The organism is Novosphingobium sp. PASSN1, from assembly GCF_002278815.1.
In genome coordinates this window covers 155615-171919 of record NZ_NKIS01000007.1, presented here as the reverse complement: position 1 = coordinate 171919, position 16305 = coordinate 155615, and the positions used below count along the sequence as shown (strand labels likewise).

General features: G+C 61.9%; 16 protein-coding genes, 1 tRNA gene and 1 pseudogene. 10 read left to right on the top strand and 8 right to left on the bottom strand.

Going from position 1 to position 16305, the window contains the following annotated elements; translation table 11 throughout:
* Window positions 1-17: 17 nt before the first annotated feature.
* Window positions 18-611 (top strand): CDP-diacylglycerol--glycerol-3-phosphate 3-phosphatidyltransferase, encoded by a 594-nt coding sequence (pgsA, locus tag CFE35_RS13410; RefSeq protein ID WP_292931152.1) that lies wholly within the window; start codon window positions 18-20, stop codon window positions 609-611.
* Here the strand turns inward: pgsA and CFE35_RS13405 are convergent.
* The 3 genes from CFE35_RS13405 to rnd are packed head-to-tail and all read right to left on the bottom strand — an operon-like array spanning window position 608 to window position 3152.
* Complete coding sequence (locus CFE35_RS13405) at window positions 608-943, bottom strand: SMR family transporter (protein WP_292931151.1); 336 nt, start codon at window positions 941-943, stop codon at window positions 608-610. The genes pgsA and CFE35_RS13405 overlap by 4 nt on opposite strands.
* Complete coding sequence (locus tag CFE35_RS13400; RefSeq protein WP_292931150.1) at window positions 940-1836, bottom strand: hydrogen peroxide-inducible genes activator; 897 nt, start codon at window positions 1834-1836, stop codon at window positions 940-942. Before CFE35_RS13400 ends, CFE35_RS13405 begins: the two co-directional genes overlap by 4 nt.
* Before the next feature lie 8 nt (window positions 1837-1844).
* Window positions 1845-3152 carry a ribonuclease D gene (rnd, locus tag CFE35_RS13395; RefSeq protein ID WP_292931149.1) on the bottom strand — a complete coding sequence of 436 codons (1308 nt, stop codon included), beginning with the start codon at window positions 3150-3152 and terminating at the stop codon, window positions 1845-1847.
* A gap of 169 nt (window positions 3153-3321) precedes the next feature.
* Here rnd and aspS point away from each other — a divergent pair, with 169 nt between their 5' ends.
* The 6 genes from aspS (at window position 3322) to CFE35_RS13365 (ending at window position 8682) form a co-directional block, all read left to right on the top strand.
* Entirely contained in the window at window positions 3322-5103 is a 1782-nt protein-coding gene (aspS, locus tag CFE35_RS13390) for an aspartate--tRNA ligase (protein ID WP_292931147.1), read from the top strand.
* A gap of 163 nt (window positions 5104-5266) precedes the next feature.
* Complete coding sequence (locus CFE35_RS13385) at window positions 5267-5503, top strand: acyl carrier protein (RefSeq protein ID WP_054121351.1); 237 nt, start codon at window positions 5267-5269, stop codon at window positions 5501-5503.
* Window positions 5504-5690: 187 nt separating this feature from the next.
* A complete protein-coding gene (gene fabF / locus CFE35_RS13380; protein WP_292931144.1) occupies window positions 5691-6947 on the top strand; it encodes a beta-ketoacyl-ACP synthase II in 1257 nt (418 codons plus the stop codon).
* Window positions 6948-6973: 26 nt separating this feature from the next.
* Window positions 6974-7954, top strand: a complete 981-nt coding sequence (gene mltG / locus CFE35_RS13375) for an endolytic transglycosylase MltG (protein WP_292931142.1) — start codon at window positions 6974-6976, stop codon at window positions 7952-7954.
* A gap of 6 nt (window positions 7955-7960) precedes the next feature.
* Complete coding sequence (locus tag CFE35_RS13370) at window positions 7961-8494, top strand: 2'-5' RNA ligase family protein (RefSeq protein ID WP_292931140.1); 534 nt, start codon at window positions 7961-7963, stop codon at window positions 8492-8494.
* Window positions 8495-8605: 111 nt separating this feature from the next.
* Window positions 8606-8682, top strand: a tRNA-Met gene (locus tag CFE35_RS13365).
* Between the two features lie 364 nt (window positions 8683-9046).
* On the opposite strand, the gene CFE35_RS13360 is transcribed toward CFE35_RS13365, so the two are convergent.
* Entirely contained in the window at window positions 9047-9793 is a 747-nt protein-coding gene (locus tag CFE35_RS13360) for a hypothetical protein (protein ID WP_292931139.1), read from the bottom strand.
* 63 nt (window positions 9794-9856) lie between these two features.
* Between CFE35_RS13360 and CFE35_RS13355 the strand changes: the two genes are divergently transcribed.
* Window positions 9857-10837, top strand: a complete 981-nt coding sequence (locus tag CFE35_RS13355) for a hypothetical protein (protein ID WP_292931138.1) — start codon at window positions 9857-9859, stop codon at window positions 10835-10837.
* Between the two features lies 1 nt (window position 10838).
* A complete protein-coding gene (locus tag CFE35_RS13350) occupies window positions 10839-11606 on the top strand; it encodes a hypothetical protein (protein WP_292931136.1) in 768 nt (255 codons plus the stop codon).
* A gap of 243 nt (window positions 11607-11849) precedes the next feature.
* On the opposite strand, the gene CFE35_RS13345 is transcribed toward CFE35_RS13350, so the two are convergent.
* On the bottom strand, window positions 11850-12257 hold the full coding sequence (locus CFE35_RS13345; protein WP_292931134.1) for a helix-turn-helix domain-containing protein: 408 nt from the start codon (window positions 12255-12257) through the stop codon (window positions 11850-11852).
* 207 nt (window positions 12258-12464) lie between these two features.
* On the opposite strand from CFE35_RS13345, the gene CFE35_RS13340 reads away from it, so the two are divergent.
* Window positions 12465-13478, top strand: coding sequence for a hypothetical protein (locus tag CFE35_RS13340; RefSeq protein WP_292931132.1), 1014 nt, complete (start codon window positions 12465-12467; stop codon window positions 13476-13478).
* Between the two features lie 91 nt (window positions 13479-13569).
* On the opposite strand, the gene istB is transcribed toward CFE35_RS13340, so the two are convergent.
* From istB to CFE35_RS13325, 3 genes and pseudogenes are all read right to left on the bottom strand, one after another.
* Window positions 13570-14298, bottom strand: a complete 729-nt coding sequence (istB, locus tag CFE35_RS13335; protein ID WP_292931130.1) for an IS21-like element helper ATPase IstB — start codon at window positions 14296-14298, stop codon at window positions 13570-13572.
* Window positions 14285-15799 (bottom strand): IS21 family transposase, encoded by a 1515-nt coding sequence (istA, locus tag CFE35_RS13330; protein ID WP_292931128.1) that lies wholly within the window; start codon window positions 15797-15799, stop codon window positions 14285-14287. The genes istB and istA overlap by 14 nt, the downstream gene beginning before the upstream one ends.
* 150 nt (window positions 15800-15949) lie before the next feature.
* Window positions 15950-16296 (bottom strand): annotated as a pseudogene (locus CFE35_RS13325) (DDE-type integrase/transposase/recombinase); the annotation flags it as partial.
* Window positions 16297-16305 lie beyond the last annotated feature (9 nt).

The window sequence follows — 16305 nt, the reverse complement described above, 5'->3', positions numbered from 1 at the left end:
GCTTATGAAGGTGCGTGATGCTGACCCTTCCCAATCTGCTCACGCTCTCCCGCATTGTCACCGTGCCGCTGCTGGCGGGCCTGCTGTGGTGGCCCGAATGGCACACGGGCTATGCCATCGGCTTTGCGGTCTATGCCCTGATGGGCGTCACCGACTATTTCGACGGCTATCTCGCCCGCGCGCAAGGCACGGTTTCCAAGCTCGGCATTTTCCTCGATCCGATTGCCGACAAGATCATGGTGGCAGCGGTGATTCTCGTGCTCAGCGCGCAGGGTGTGCTGACGGGACCTTATGTCGGCGATCTGCATGTGATCGCGGGCCTCATCATCCTGATCCGCGAGATTGCGGTTTCGGGCCTGCGCGAATTTCTCGGCGGCATTCAGGTTTCGGTGCCGGTGTCCAAGCTCGCCAAGTGGAAGACGACGTTTCAACTCGTCGCGCTGGGCGCCCTGATCCTGGGGCAGGGCGCGCCGGACTGGACGATGATGATCGGCAGCATCGAAGCAAACGTGCCGCACACCGTGGGGCTTATCACGCTGTGGACGGCGGCAGTGCTGACCGTGGTTACGGGCTGGGATTACTTGAGGGTTGGCCTCAAGCACATGGATTAAGTGCTGGATTTGGAAAACAGGTTCAGCACCAGAACGCCGGCCATGATCAGACCCATCCCGGCAAAGGCCGGCGCATCCAGCTTCTGCCCGTGCACTATCCACGCCAATGCCGTGATCAGCACGATGCCCACGCCCGACCAGATCGCATAGGCCACGCCGGTCGGGATCTTCTCCAGCGATAGCGAGAGGCAGAACAGCGCGATCAGGTATCCCGCAAGGCTGAGCGCCAGCGGCAGCGGCCGGGTGAACCCCGCCGATTGCTTGAGCGCGGTTGTCGCGATCACTTCGGCGACGATGGCAATGGCGAGCGCAAGGGTGGGCGGAAGGTTCATCCCGCCGCCAGTTCGCTGGCCAGCATGCGGAATTCCTCCGCGCGGGGCGAGTTCTTGCGCCACACCAGCGCGATCTCGCGGCTGGCGTGTTCGGATTCGAGCGGGCGCGCCACGATCTGGGTGCCGTTGAGGATTCCGGCTTTCACCGCCATTTCGGGCAGCATCGTCAGCCCCAGGCCATTGTCGACCATCTGGACCAGCGTGTGCAGGCTGGTGCCGATCACGCTGGCGCTGGCGCGCAGTTCGGGCCGGTTGCAGGCCGCGAGCACGTGGTCCTTCAGGCAGTGCCCGTCTTCCAGCAGCAAGAGCCGCGCCTCGTCGATCAGCGCAGGCGCGATGCTCGCGGGCGGATCGCGCGGGTCGTCCTTGGGGAAGGCGACGAGCAGGCGGTCGTGGAACAAGTGCGCCGCCTCGACCTCGCCGGTGGCGAACGGTAGCGCGAGCAGCACGCAGTCTGCCCGGCCATGGTGCAGCGATTCGACTGCCGCCGCACTCGGCTCCTCGCGCAGGAACAGCTTCAGTGAAGGGCGTTCGCGGCGCAGGCGCGGCAGGATTCGCGGCAGCAGGAATGGCGCGACGGTGGGGATCACGCTCATGCGCAGTTCGCCCGTGAGCGGTGCGCCATGCGCCTGCACCAGCGCAGAGAGCTCCTCGCCCTCACGCAGCAGGCGGTGCGCCTTGGCCACGACCTGATCGCCCAGCGCGGTGAAGCGCACCACGCGGCGCGTGCGCTCCACCAGCGTGACGCCGAGCAGCGTTTCCAGTTCGCGCAGGCCCGCCGAGAGCGTCGATTGTGAAACGAAGCAGGCCTCCGCCGCGCGGCCGAAATGGCCGTGCTCGTGCAGCGCCACCAGATATTGCAGCTGCTTGAGCGTGGGGAGGTAGGTGCTCATTGGTGCGCTCAGTCGGCCCCGGTTTCGGCTGGCGCTTCGGTCTCGGCCGCAACGTCGCCATCGGCCACTTCATCGCCCGCATCGGGCGGGGAGAACCCGTCCTCATCGTCAACCACTGGCTCAGGCGCGTCTTCGCCGCTCCCGGCGATATCGTCGATATGCGCCATTTTCAGGCGGCCTTTCACGACCGCGAAGGCCAGCTTGCCCTCGACCAGTTCAAGCGCATCGCGGCCAAACTGTTCGAAGCGCCAGCCTTCCAGCAAAGGGTTGCCCTTGCGCTGGCCTGCGGCAAGCGCTTCCAGATCATCGCTTCGCGCGAGCAAACGGGAAGCAATATCAATCTCCCGGCTGCGAATCTTGAGAAGCAGCTTGAGCAGATCGGCGACCAGCGCGCCTTCCTTGCCCAGCGGGGCGCCGCGCGGGGCGCGGGCCGGCAGTTCGGCGTCGGGCAGCGGTTTGGCATCGGCAATCGCCTGCATCAGGCGGCGGCCGATGTCGTTGTCCTTCCACCCTGCAGAGAGCCCGCGCACTTTGGCAAGATCGTGCTGTTCGCGCGGGGGGTGGCTGGCAACATCGGCAAGCGTCTCGTCGCGCATGATCCGCCCGCGCGGGATGTTCTTGTCCATCGCCTCGGTCTCACGCCAGGCGGCAATGGCTTTCAGCCGCCCCAGCACTGCCGGATTGCGGCTGGGTGCGCGAATCTTCTGCCAAACCACTTGAGGATCGGAGCGGTAGTTCTCGGGATCGGCGAGTTTTTCCATCTCGGCATCGAGCCATTCGCCGCGCCCGGTCTTGATCAGGCGCTTGAGCATGCGCGGGAAGATCTTTGAGAGGTGCGTGACATCCCCGATGGCATATTCGATCTGCCGCTCGGTCAGCGGGCGGCGCGACCAGTCGGTAAACCGGGCGCCCTTGTCCACCGAGAAGCCCAGCCAGCTTTCGACGAGATTGGAGTAGCCGATCTGTTCGGACTGGCTGATCGCCATCATCGCGATCTGTGTATCGAAGATCGGGTGCGGGGTCTTGCCGGAAAGATTGTAGATGATTTCCACATCCTGCCCGCCGGCGTGGAACACCTTGAGCACGTCCTCGTTGTTGACCAGCAGTTCGAGCAGCGGGGCCAGATCGATCCCCGGCGCCAGCGGATCGATCGCGGCTGCTTCCTTGTCGTCGGCGATCTGCACCAGGCACAGCTCGGGCCAATAGGTGTTCTCGCGCATGAATTCGGTATCGACCGTGATGAAATCGGCCGTGGCAAGGCGGTCGCACAGTGCGGAAAGGGCCTCGGTCGTCGTGATCAGGGGATGTATCTTCATCGTGCTTTTCTGCTTGGGCACCGGGCAGTCCGACAAGCGGTCAGCACGACGCTGGTGGTGACCCCGTCCGGGGCCTGCGGCTTGACAAATCCGCGGCCATCGCCTCTTGGCCGCGGGTATTCCCTGCCCGAATGCTGGCGGATTTGCCAGCCCAATTGGATGAAGCCCCATGCACCCTTATCGTTCCCACACCTGCGGCGCGCTGGCTCAGGCGCAAGTCGGCCAGAACGTGCGCCTTTCGGGCTGGGTGCACCGCAAGCGCAATCATGGCGGCGTGCTGTTCGTGGACCTTCGCGATCACTATGGCATCACCCAGATCGTCGCCGATAGCGACAGTGCCGCGCTTGGCCTGCTCGAAAGCCTGCGCGTCGAAAGCGTCGTGACGATCGAGGGTGAGGTCAAGGCCCGCAGCGCCGGTACCGTCAACCCCGCGCTCGCCACGGGCGAAATCGAAGTCTATGCCCGCAGCGCAACGGTGCTCTCGGCGGCCGAAGAACTGCCCATGCCGGTGGCCGGTGAGCAGGAATATCCCGAGGATATCCGCCTGCGCTACCGCTTCCTCGATCTGCGCCGCGAGACGCTGCACGCGAACATCATGACGCGCACCAAGGTGATCCGCGACATGCGCGCCCGCATGGAAACCGCTGGCTTCACCGAGTTCTCGACGCCGATCCTCACCGCCTCCAGCCCCGAAGGCGCGCGCGATTTCCTCGTGCCGAGCCGCATCCACGCGGGCAAGTTCTATGCGCTGCCGCAGGCGCCGCAGCAGTACAAGCAGCTGCTGATGGTCGCGGGCTTTGATCGCTATTTCCAGATCGCGCCCTGCTTCCGCGACGAAGACCCGCGCGCCGACCGCCTGCCGGGCGAGTTCTACCAGCTCGACCTCGAAATGAGCTTCGTCACCCAGGAAGAAGTGTGGGAGACGATGGAGCCGGTCATCGGCGGCGTGTTCGAGACTTTCGCCAATGGCAAGCCGGTCACGCCTTCGGGCAGCTTTCCGCGCATCGCCTATGATGATGCCATGCTGAAGTACGGCTCGGACAAGCCGGACTTGCGCAACCCGCTGATCATCACCGACGTTGCCAGCCACTTCACCACTTCGGGTTTCGGCCTGTTCGAGAAGATCGTGGCAGGCGGCGGCACCGTCCGCGCCATCCCCGCACCGGGCACGGCGGACAAGAGCCGCAAGTTCTTCGACGACATGAACGAGTGGGCGCGCAGCGAAGGCCATGCCGGTCTCGGCTACGTCACGCGCAAGGGCGGTGAGTTCGGCGGTCCGATCGCCAAGAACCACGGCACGGAAGGCATGGAGGCTCTTTATGCCGCGCTCGGCCTTGGTCCCGATGACGGCCTGTTCTTCGCCGCGGGCAAGCCCGAGCAGGCGGCCAAGCTGGCAGGGGCCGCACGCACCCGCGTTGCCGAGCAGCTCGGCCTGATCGACAAGGACCGCTTCGAACTGTGCTGGATCGTCGATTTCCCGTTCTACGAATGGGACGAGGACGCCAAGAAGGTAGAGTTCGCACACAACCCGTTCTCGATGCCGCAGGGCGGGATGGACGCGCTGACCGGGCAGGACCCGCTGACGATCAAGGCGTTCCAGTACGATCTCGTCTGCAATGGCTACGAAATCGCCTCCGGCTCGATCCGCAACCAGTCGCCGGAATTGATGGTCAAGGCCTTCGAACTCGTCGGCCTTTCGAAAGCGGATGTGGAAGAACGCTTCGGCGGGCTCTACCGCGCGTTCCAGTATGGCGCACCGCCGCACGGCGGCATGGCGGCGGGCGTGGACCGCGTTGTCATGCTCGTCTGCGGCGCGCAGAACTTGCGGGAAATCACGCTGTTCCCGATGAACCAGCGCGCAGAAGACCTGCTGATGGGCGCGCCTTCGCCTGCGGCACCGGTGCAGCTGCGCGAACTGCACTTGCGCACCGTGGAGCAGCCCAAGGGGTGAGGGTGGACCGGCCCGCATAGGCCTCGCCCAGCCTCGATTTCACCACTCGCCACGCCGCGTCCACATTCCGTCCACAATGCGGCACTTGCCAGCCAGCAATCCGGACATTAGGGCGAAGGCCAGATTTGATTACACCAACCCAGTTCCTTGAAGGGGCATTAGAATGAGCGATACTGCCGACCGCGTGAAGAAGATCGTTGTCGAGCACCTCGGGGTAGAGGCCGACAAGGTCACCGAAGACGCGAGCTTCATCGACGATCTCGGTGCCGACAGCCTTGATATCGTCGAGCTGGTCATGGCGTTCGAAGAAGAATTCGGTGTCGAAATCCCTGACGATGCGGCCGAGAAGATCGCCACCGTGTCGGATGCGATCAAGTACATCGACGATAACAAGGGCTGATCCTTTCGGGTCCCCAATGCGTCCGCGTTTCCCCATGCAGCTTGCTTTCGGGCAAGTTGCATGGGGGCGGGTGACGCGTCCCGGCGTTTGTGCGCCAGGACTTCGGCAGGCTCGGCCCCCAAGGGTCTGGGCCTGTTGTGCTTCATGGTCCGTTCGCCGGTAGCGGGCGAACGTTTCGGAGATTGCAATGCGCCGTGTCGTCATCACCGGACTTGGCCTCGTGACCCCGCTGGGGGCCGATGTCGAAACCGTCTGGGCCAACCTCATCGCCGGAAAGTCGGGCGCTGGCCTGATTACCCGCTTCGATACCACGGGCCAGAAGTGCCTGATCGCGTGCGAGGTGAAGCCCGCTGACCATCCTTATGGATTCGATCCGAACAAGCGCGTCGATTTCAAGGTGCAGCGCCAGGTCGATCCGTTCATCATCTACGGGATCGATGCCGCAGGGCAGGCGCTCGAAGATGCCGGGCTGACCGACATGGACGACGATCTCAAAATGCGCACCGGCTGCTCGATCGGTTCTGGCATCGGCGGCCTGCCGGGTATCGAAAGCGAATCGATTGTCCTGCACGAAAAGGGCCCGGGCCGTGTCAGCCCGCATTTCGTGCATGGCCGCCTGATCAACCTGATCTCGGGTCAGGTCTCGATCAAGTATGGCTTGATGGGCCCCAACCACGCGGTCGTCACCGCCTGCTCCACTGGTGCGCACTCGATCGGCGATGCCGCGCGCATGATCAAGGACGGCGATGCCGATGTGATGCTGGCAGGCGGCGCGGAAGGCACGATCAATCCGCTGGGCGTTGCTGGCTTCGCACAGGCCCGCGCGCTCAATTGCAGCTTCAATGATCGCCCCGAACAGGCCAGCCGTCCTTACGACAAGGACCGCGACGGCTTCGTGATGGGTGAGGGCGCAGGCGTCGTCGTGCTGGAAGAGTACGAGCACGCCAAGGCGCGCGGCGCGAAGATCTATGCTGAAGTCGTCGGCTATGGTCTTTCGGGCGATGCCTATCACGTGACGGCGCCGCACCCCGAAGGCAAGGGTGCCGAACTTTCGATGCGCATGGCGCTGCGCAAGGCCGGCATGGGCCCGGGCGACATCGACTATATCAACGCCCACGGCACGTCGACGATGGCGGACACGATCGAGCTGGCGGCGATCAAGCGCGTGCTCGGCCCTGATCTGGCGGGCGCTTCGATGAGCAGCACCAAGTCGGCCATCGGCCACTTGCTCGGCGGTGCCGGCGCGGTCGAGACGATCTTCTGCGTGCTGGCGATTCGCGATCAGATCGTGCCGCCCACGCTCAATCTCGATAATCCGGACGAAGGCACCGAAGGCGTCGATCTCGTGCCCAAGGTCGCGAAGAAGCGCGTCGTGCGCGCTGCGCTCAACAACTCGTTCGGCTTTGGCGGCACCAACGCCAGCGTCATCGTGAAGGCGATCTGAGCAAGGGCGGCAGGAGGCGGCGTTCGATGCGAAAAGCTGGCCGCCTCCGCATCCTCGTGCTGGCCGTGCTGCTGGTCGTGGGCGCTTGGGGTGTCCACTTCTTCTATGGCTGGTATGGCAGCGGCCCGCTGTTCAAGGACACCACATTCGCCGTGCCTGAAGGCGCGACGCTTGCCAGCGTGGCGGCAAAGCTGGAGGCGGAGGGCATCGTCGCCTCGGCCAGCACCTTCCGCACCCGCGCGCGCCTGCTCGGCGGCAGCGAGCCGCTGAAGGCGGGCGAATACGCTGTTCCCGCCCATGCCAGCGGCTCGGCCGTGCTGGCGATCCTGCAGGGCGCAGGCGGCGAAGTGCGCCGCATGGTGATGATCCCCGAAGGCATGCCCGCAGTCATGGTGCAGGAACGCCTGATGGCGCAGCCGCTGCTCACCGGCACGGCGCCCACTATCGCTGAAGGTTCGGTCCTGCCCGATAGCTACGCTTTCCAGCGCGGCGAGAGCCGCACGGCGGTGGCCGCGCGGATGCAGCAGGCGATGGCGCGCACTGTGACAAAGCTTTGGGCAGAGCGCGCCCGCGATGCCGTGCCGCGCAGCCCGGAGGAAGCCGTCATCCTCGCCTCGATCGTCGAGAAGGAAACCGGCAAGCCTTCCGAACGCCGCATGGTGGCGGGGCTCTATTCCAACCGGCTGCGGCAGGGCATGATGCTGCAAGCCGATCCCACGATCATCTACCCGATCACGCGCGGCAAGCCGCTCGGCCGCCGCATCCGCCAGTCCGAGATTCAGGCGGTCAACGCCTATAACACCTACACCATGGTCGGCCTGCCTGCTGCGCCGATCACCAACCCCGGCAAGGCCTCGATCGAGGCGGCGCTGCACCCGGCCAAGACGAACGCGCTGTTCATGGTGGCAGACGGGAAAGGCGGCCATGTGTTTGCCGCAACGCTGCAGGAGCACAACGCCAACGTTGCCCGCTGGTTCGCCATCCGCCGCGCGCGCGGGGAGCTTTAAGAGCCCGTGCCAAAGTTGCTGGTGCCAGCGCCGCTGGTGCTGACGGCCGAACTTCCGGCCGCGCTCCAGGGCCGCGCAGATGCCTTGCGGCGCGCGCACTATCCGGCAGAGCGCAACCACGTTCCCGCGCACGTCACCCTGCTGCGTGCGCTACCGCCGTTCGTGGAGGACGAAGCGCGCAGCCTGCTGGCCGCGCTCGCCGCCGAAATGCCGCCGCAGCCCGCCCTGCTCGCTGGGATCACAGACCTCGGCACCGGCACCGCGCTCGCCATCGAAAGCCCCGCCATGCTCGCGCTGCGCGCCATGATCGCAGATCACTTCCACGGCATGCTCACCGTGCAGGATGAAGGCGTGCCGCGCCTCCATGTCACGGTGCAGAACAAGGTCCTGAGGGGCGAGGCGAAGGCCCTGCAGGCCGCGCTAGGCCCCGCCATCCTGCCCGAGCGGTTCACCTTCGCGGCGCTCGCGTTGCACCGCTATCGCGGCGGACCGTGGGAGCCTGCGGGCCGCTGGCCCTTCCGCGGACGAACGCGCCGCTGAAACCTTGCACCGCAACGCGATTTCCCTGGTTGACCCCGTAGCCGACCCCGCCTAATAGGCCCGCCTGCGCAGCGAACGGAGCACCCCGCCGCGTGCGCAACCCCTGATCGGGGCGGAGTAGCTCAGTCGGTTAGAGCAGCGGAATCATAATCCGCGTGTCGGGGGTTCGAATCCCTCCTCCGCTACCATTTTTCACACAGAAACAAATGCTTATCCCGATGGGGGAGGTGTGTCTGATTGGCACGGTTTATCGCACGGTTTTGGGCTGTACGGGGACGGTGTGAGCACGGTGATCGGGCACGGTTTCAAATGGTCGTTTTGCACGACTGTTTTGGGTGGGGTGCAAATCTGCGTTTTGACAGTGTCTACAGCGAGGCGACGCTGGGTTGAGCAACTCACTGCTGGCAGCGTTCTGGGCGCTGTGTGGGCTGGATTTTCAGGTTTGGGCTGGTCGTGAATGGTCGTGTGAGACGACTAAATTTTGTGGGGCCATCAGTCATCTAAATGGTGGCTCGCAGTTCAGGCCCGGTACGGCTGTAAATAGGAACAATGTCATAAGCAGTGCTCCACGTAATCTCGACTTTTCCCGCCCACTGTGATTCCTGTCAGTCTGCCACCGTTTATACTAAATTTAATTCCAAACTCACCTTTATTTACGTCAAAAAACAGCTTTTTGTCGCCTTTCTCTCCATAGATATCCGGTTCAACCCTCGTAATGGAGTAAACTCTCCGGACAAGCCATTCGCTATCTCCCAATTTTATACCTCTATCAGTTTGAAATTTTGGTCCCCACACTTCAATAGAGGTGATAACGCCTTCCTCTACGAGCATAGATATTTCTTCGGGGCCTTCATAGACATTGTAAGATCTGCAGTCATAATCGAGCTCTGCATAATGACCGTCATCCCTGAGGTCGAGGCCGGATGCTCCTTGGGCCGTCGCTACATTCATCCCAGCTGTTATCCCGGCCCAACCTTCAGGTGTGACCACTCTGCAATCCACCCCAGTGCACGTTTGTGAAACCTTAGGACGCCGTGCCCAGTCACGCCATTCAGCCTCTAACCTAGCGTCTCGAGCTTTGGCTGCTTGTGCTTGCCTTGCCTTCGCTGCGGCACTTGCCTTTGCCGCTGCCGCTGCCTTTTCACGTTCAGTCAAGGCCCTAGCAGCCGAATCGCGTGCAGCCCGATCTCTTTGGGCTTTGATCTGAGCAGGGGATTGCTGTGAGGCAGCAGGCGCACCTGACAGCCCTAGGGTTGCAGCAACCGCGCATATGATAAATCGATTGATCGATTCGGCCATTTCATTCCATTCCTTACTCACGCCGATACTCTTTAACGCATTGCGCACTGCGAAACCAAACCGATGAGGTTTGCTGATTTGAAGCTTTTGGTTATGCAGGCGGCACGCATTGGCTTCAGCATGCCCTGTGCCCAAGTCAAGGGTGCCGGGCTGAACTCGCAGTCTTTGAACGCAAGAGGGGAGCGTATGTCGGAAGTTTCAAACGAGCGACAGGTTAGCGTTATCGACAAGGCTGAGGCACTCTATCTCAGGATCCTGAGGTGGATTGCGATCATCGTGGCCACGACCATGTTGGCATTTGCCGCGTGGAATGGTGCCAGCAGCGCCTTAAACTACCTACTGTCCCTCCAAACCGTCGAGGTCAAACCGGTCTCTGTCACGGAAGCGGATATGGTCGCTGCTGCCACTCCGCCGAAAACCGACGCGGCGCCGGTGCGGGCAACGGTTGAGGGGGAGAGCAAGAAGCTGCCGCCATCGATCTACGATGTGCACGCCAAGAAGATGTACAAAGTCTGGAAAACCGAGTTTGAGCCTTACCGGCCCCAGAGTGATCCCGCGCTGACATTCGCTGATTTCTCGGAATGGTATCAGACCGAGTACATCAACGGCACACTGCGGAAGCATGATGTGCTGGATTGGGTGCTCTACGAGGAGCGCACAAAAGCCGATCTGGAAATGTCGGTCGAGGTTCTGGCCAAGGCTGCAAAAGACCCAGCTGTCATCGCCCGAATGAAGGCATTTCAGGCCGGGAAATCCAAGAACGAGTTCTGGGACCGCTACGACCAAACCTTCATGCGCTTGACCGATGGGTTTTGGGTGACACTGAAGATCAAGCGAGATGCTGAGGCGTCACGTGCCGCCGCCAAGGCAGCTGAGTTGGCGGAGAAGAGTGAGGCGGCTGGCGTGAGCTTTGTTCAGGCACGAAACGCTATGGTCGGATTTCTGGGGCTAATGTTCTTTTTCCTGATCGTTGCCATGGAGCGGCATCAGCGGCGCATTGCGGTTGAGCTAGCCGAGCTGAAATCTGGTTCTGGGACAATTTAAGATGATGAGCCTCTCTCGCAAAATCTTGGTCGTCTTTGCGCTAGTTTCTCTTGGTGCTGGGTCTGGCCTGGTTCATGCGCAGCTGTCTCCCGCGCAGGTCAAAGCCCAAAGAGATCAGGCTGCTCGTGAAGCCGCAGCTCAGGCAGAGCGGGAAAGGGCGGCAGCTAATGCAAGATCAAAGGGCAGTCCTGTTGCTCCCACTCGGAAAGCTCGAAAATCAAATGATAACTTTGTCACGCTCGATATAAATAATGATGTAAATCAAGATGAATTGTACAACGATCTATCAAAGATCGGTGTTTATCCGCCGCGAGAAATAAGTAATGATCGATGGATTACTGAAGATGAAGGTGAGTATTATTCTCTAGGAAAAAATGCTATATTGAAATTGATTTCGTCTACAATTAATCCTGATGAATTGCCATTAAAATCAGTTTATGTCATTTATAATGGGAGGCGTGTGAATTTTTCACCTTTTTTTGTTTTTGATAAAGAGAAAGAGGGGCGGCCGCGGGCAAAGGGCTTTCCCTTGTATAATACCCAAATTTCATTTTATCTAATTCCAGTGCATTACATCAAGCACGGAGAGAGTGTTGTGGCGGATTTTTCTACAGGGAGGGACGGATTTGTCATAACAAAATTTGAAAAAATTCCTGATTTTGTATTTAATGACGAAAATGATTCTTCTTCCGAGCCGGACATGAGTGACTTTGTCCCAATTTTGGTGCGCGAGTATCCCGATGATGCTCGAAAAATGGCCGATAAATAGTGTCCATTTTTTCGCAGCTGCGCCAGATTTGAAGGCGTCAATCTCCAGCCGACAGCCCATTTGGCTGGCGCTAAACAGTCGTGTGAAACGACTGATACACGATGGGTGCACGACCAAAACCTGCAACGATCCTGCTGCTTGACGGCGATCTCAAACTCTACAAGCGAGCCGGGATCAGGCGCTGGCAAGCCACCTTCAATCTGAAATCGCGCTGGGTTGAGGCAGGCTATGATGCCAATCTAGTTAAAGACGCTGCCGCACCTGCCAAGCAGCCTGAGCGGCTATGCCAGCCCGCATTTCTGCGTCCCCGTCGTTTGGCAAAGCGGCGAACAACTGAAGTGCTTCTTCCGCGATTTGAGCTATGTTTTGCGCTTGATAGTGCTCCATCCCCTCCAGTTCAAGAACCCGCAGGATCACCGCCTTTGTCGCATCGGGCACCGCGGGGCTGAGCCCAAGCAGGTGATCGGTAGTTGTCCTGAGTGCGACCGCGATACGTGCAAGTGTTTTGAGGTCTGGATTTCGAATGCCGGTCACATAATTACCGAAGCGTGCCGGACTACATCCGCACGAGTGGGCAATTGCTGCTTGGGATAGCTGTAATTTTTCTATGCGTTCACGGATGCGATTTGATAGCCCGGATCCAACGCTCATTTTGGCCGCTCGGGATCACGCCAGTAGGCAGCTACAGGCCTTTTGCTCGATTGGTGGAAGGGCAGCGAAAATCGCATCGCACAATTCCTTCGGTTTCTCATCATGCGAGCCTATCAGATTTGTTCAGCGACTGACAGGCCGCCCATCTCTCTGGTTGACCACCTGCCCACCTGACAACAAACAGTCGGTTAAACAGACTGTTCTGCAATGGGTATACGACCAAAAACTAGCACGATCCTGCTGCTTGACGGCGATCTCAAACTCTACCGGCGGGCCGGGATCAGGCGCTGGCAAGCCACCTTCAAGCTGAAATCGCGCTGGGTGCGTGTGAGCACTGGCCATCACGACATGGCAGAGGCCATCATCAGCGCCCGCGAGCTGTTCTACAAATACCGCTACATGGAGCAGCATGGCCTGCCCACGCTCTCCAAGAGCTTCAAGACGGTTGCTATGTGGGCCATGGACAGGATGCGGGAGGAAACGGCAAACGGCGTCGGCAAGGTGTCATTCCGCGACTACCATATTGTCATCAACCGCTACCTGATCCCATATTTCGAAAACATGCCGATCCAGAGCGTGAGGTACGAGGAACTGCTCAAGTTCGGGGCTTGGCGGCGGGAGAAGATGGGCAGAGAGCCGAAAAGCTCGACCCTCAATACCCACAACAGCGCATTGAACCGCGTATTCGATGAAGCCGTGGTGCGCGGATTGCTGGCCCGCAAGGATGTGCCTGTGTTGATGAACAAGGGCCGCAATGGGCAGCGCAGGCCGGATTTCACGCAGGCCGAATACCAGACAATGCTCGATAGCTTCCCAGCTTGGATTGAGCAGGGGCGTGTAGGCAAGTCCGGGCAGATGCGTGCACTGCTGTTCGATTACGTGATCATGCTGGCCAACACCGGAATGCGGCATGGCACGGAAACGCAGAACCTATCGTGGCGGCATGTCACTGTGTTCGAGGACGCCGGTCGAACCTATCTGGAACTGTCAGTGTCGGGCAAAACGGGACGGCGTGATCTCATATGCCGCGAAGGCACGATTGAGGTCTTGCAGCGCATTCAAGCTCGCAGTCCGGACATTGCAGGCATACCATTTGACAGGCTGCTTGCGCGAAAGCTGGATGAACCTGTGTTCCAGCTGCCTGACTGTCAATCGGCGTGCAATCGGGACCCCCTATCGGCGCGCAAAAGGGCCCCCCTCGGCGTCGCATTGATCGATTGAAGCTGGGCGCGTGTTTCGCGCTGCTGGCGGCGTAGGGAGGGCGTAGCCCGACCGGAGGCGGCGGCAGCGCGAAGGCGATTTTTCGAGGTGGTCAGCTGCGGTGTTTGAAGCGCCAGCTGTCATTGCCGGTCTCGACGATATCGCAATGATGCGTGATGCGGTCGAGCAGCGCGGTGGTCATCTTGGGGTCACCGAACACGGTGGGCCACTCGCCGAAGGCCAGGTTGGTGGTGATGATGACCGAGGTCTTCTCGTAGAGCTTGCTGATCAGGTGGAACAGCAGCTGTCCGCCTGATCTGGCGAACGGCAGGTAGCCCAGTTCATCGAGCACCACGACGTCGAGCCGGCTGAGCTGGGCGGCCATGGCGCCGGCCTTGCCGATGCGGGCTTCCTCCTCGAGCCGGGTGACCAGGTCGACCGTGTTGAAGTAGCGCCCGCGGGCGCCGGCGCGGACGACGCTGGCGGTGATCGCGGTGGCGAGGTGGGTCTTGCCGGTCCCCGTCCCGCCAACGAGCACGATATTGCGCCGTGCGGGCACGAAGGAGCCGGCGTGGAGCGAGCGCACCAGCCCCTCGTTGATCGGCGTGCCCTCGAACACGAAGGCATCGAGGTCCTTGACCACCGGCAGCTTGGCCGCGGTCATGCGGTAGCGGATCGAGGCGGCATGGCGATGCGCCGCTTCCGCCCGCAGCAGGTCGGTCAGGATCTCGTGGGTCGTGCGCTTGCGTTGAAGTCCCGTGGTGACGGCCTCGTCGAACGCGCCGGCCATGCCCCTGAGGCCGAGCCCGCGCATGGCCTCGATCATCTCATGCCGCTGCATCGAGGCCTCGCACCGTGTCGTAGCGGGCGCAGTCCGCAATTGGCGGATGGCTGAGCTTGAGGTCGACGACCACGTCGAGAGGCCGGTCAGATAGTGGATCGCGGTACCGGGCCAGGATGTTGAGGATCACCTCGTCGCTGGCGGCACCGGCGTCGAGCGCCTCGCAGATTGCAGCCTCGACCGCGTCCAGACCATCGGTCAGAACGGCCGCCAGCACCCGCACGAAGCGCCGATCGGCCTCGTCGCCACTCCCCAGCTTGCGGCGCAGCCGCGCCAGTGCTGGCGGCAGGTCCCAGCCCTGGAAAGGGGCGCCGTTGCGCCAGGCGCCGGGCTTGTTGGCCAGGACTGGGAGATAATGCCAGGGATCGTAGATCGTCCGATCACGGCCGAAGTGCCGGGCATGTTCGGCAACGACCTCGTCACCGAGGCGCACGACGATACGGTCGGCATAGGCGCGGACCTGCACGGCCCGCCGCGCGGCCTTGGCCATGACCGAGTAACGGTTGCGGTCGAAGCTTATCAGGCAGGTGCCGGTCACGGCATGGGCGGTCTCGTGGAAGCCGTCGAACGGCGCCAGCATCGGCTGCAGGGATGACCGTTCGAGATCCAGCGCCTCGGCAACGGTCAGTTCCTTCTGCTCGGGATGCGCGTGCAATGCCGCCCAGCGCAGACACTCGGCCTCCAGCCATCCGTTGAGCTCCTCGATGCTGGCAAAGCGCAGGCGGGGCTGGAAGAAACGGCCGCGGATGGTCTGGACCTGGTTCTCGACCTGACCCTTCTCCCATCCTGCCGCCGGCGAGCAGGCCGTTGGCTCGACCATGTAATGGTCGGCCATGACCAGGAACCGGCGGTTGAACACGCGCTCCTTGCCGACGAACACTGTCGTCACCGCGGTCTTCATGTTGTCGTAGATCCCGCGCAGCGGCACCCCGCCGAAGAAGGCGAAGCCGCGGGCATGGGCATCGAATACCATCTCCTGCGTCTCGCGGGGATAGGCCCGGACATAGACGGCCCGCGACGCGCACAGCCGCATGTGCGCCACCTTCACCCGCATCGGCTTGCCGGCGATCTCCACGTCCTCGTGGCTCCAGTCGAACTGGTAGGCCTCGCCGGGCTGGAACAGCAGCGGGATGAACGCCGGGGCGCCGTCACCCGCATCCTTGCGCCGTGCTTCCGCCCAGCGCCGGGCGTAGCGCCGGACCGCATCGTAGGATCCCTCGAACCCCTCCCGGCACAGCAGATCATGGATCCGGGTCATGCGCAGCCGGTCACGCCGATGCCGGGCCTCGTTCTCCGTCAGCAGCGTATCGAGCCGCTCCTGGAACGGCCCAAGCCGGGGCAGCGGTTGGACCGTGCGATGGTAATCGAACGCGCCTTCCGGCGCCCGGATCGCCTTGCGCACCACCTTGCGAGACAACCGCAGATCCCGCGCAATCGCCTTGATCGCCTTCCCGTTCGCGTGCTCGCGCCGGATCCGAACGACTGTCTCCACCACCAACATCCCGATCTCGCCACCTGGAAAACCAGGCGGCCCGCTACACCATCGGAATGAGGGGTCCCTTTTAGACGCCGATCACCCCGCTAACGGGGTCCCTTTTGCACGCCGGTCCACAGGCGCGAGCAAGCGCCGATTGTTGAACTAGTCGATCCATTAGCGGCGCTGAACTTTGTTTCGAGCGTAGCGTGTTCGACGGGCTACAAATGATCGCCATGGTCCCCACCGGAGGATGACCTCGGCCTTGTAAAGACCGTTGATCGTCTCGGCCAAGGCTTGGTCATAGCTGTCGCCGACGCTGCCCACCGAAGGCTCGGTACCGGCCTCGGCAATGCGCATGGTATAATTGATCGACACGTATTGGCTGCCACGATCGCTGTGGTGGATCAGGCCACCACGGTGGACAGGCCGCGATCATGGATCGCCTGGTCCAGGGCATCCAGCACGCGGCTGGCATGCGCCGTCCCGCCCACCCGCCAGCCCACGATGTAGCGGGCGTAAACTATAAGGCC

Coding starts and splice junctions, on each gene's coding strand:
- pgsA (WP_292931152.1), top strand. CDS start 18: ATGCTGACCCTTCCCAATCTGCTCACGCTCTCCCGCATTGTCACCGTG.
- CFE35_RS13405 (WP_292931151.1), bottom strand. CDS start 943: ATGAACCTTCCGCCCACCCTTGCGCTCGCCATTGCCATCGTCGCCGAA.
- CFE35_RS13400 (WP_292931150.1), bottom strand. CDS start 1,836: ATGAGCACCTACCTCCCCACGCTCAAGCAGCTGCAATATCTGGTGGCG.
- rnd (WP_292931149.1), bottom strand. CDS start 3,152: ATGAAGATACATCCCCTGATCACGACGACCGAGGCCCTTTCCGCACTG.
- aspS (WP_292931147.1), top strand. CDS start 3,322: ATGCACCCTTATCGTTCCCACACCTGCGGCGCGCTGGCTCAGGCGCAA.
- CFE35_RS13385 (WP_054121351.1), top strand. CDS start 5,267: ATGAGCGATACTGCCGACCGCGTGAAGAAGATCGTTGTCGAGCACCTC.
- fabF (WP_292931144.1), top strand. CDS start 5,691: ATGCGCCGTGTCGTCATCACCGGACTTGGCCTCGTGACCCCGCTGGGG.
- mltG (WP_292931142.1), top strand. CDS start 6,974: ATGCGAAAAGCTGGCCGCCTCCGCATCCTCGTGCTGGCCGTGCTGCTG.
- CFE35_RS13360 (WP_292931139.1), bottom strand. CDS start 9,793: ATGGCCGAATCGATCAATCGATTTATCATATGCGCGGTTGCTGCAACC.
- CFE35_RS13355 (WP_292931138.1), top strand. CDS start 9,857: ATGAGGTTTGCTGATTTGAAGCTTTTGGTTATGCAGGCGGCACGCATT.
- CFE35_RS13350 (WP_292931136.1), top strand. CDS start 10,839: ATGATGAGCCTCTCTCGCAAAATCTTGGTCGTCTTTGCGCTAGTTTCT.
- CFE35_RS13345 (WP_292931134.1), bottom strand. CDS start 12,257: ATGAGCGTTGGATCCGGGCTATCAAATCGCATCCGTGAACGCATAGAA.
- CFE35_RS13340 (WP_292931132.1), top strand. CDS start 12,465: ATGGGTATACGACCAAAAACTAGCACGATCCTGCTGCTTGACGGCGAT.
- istB (WP_292931130.1), bottom strand. CDS start 14,298: ATGCAGCGGCATGAGATGATCGAGGCCATGCGCGGGCTCGGCCTCAGG.
- istA (WP_292931128.1), bottom strand. CDS start 15,799: ATGTTGGTGGTGGAGACAGTCGTTCGGATCCGGCGCGAGCACGCGAAC.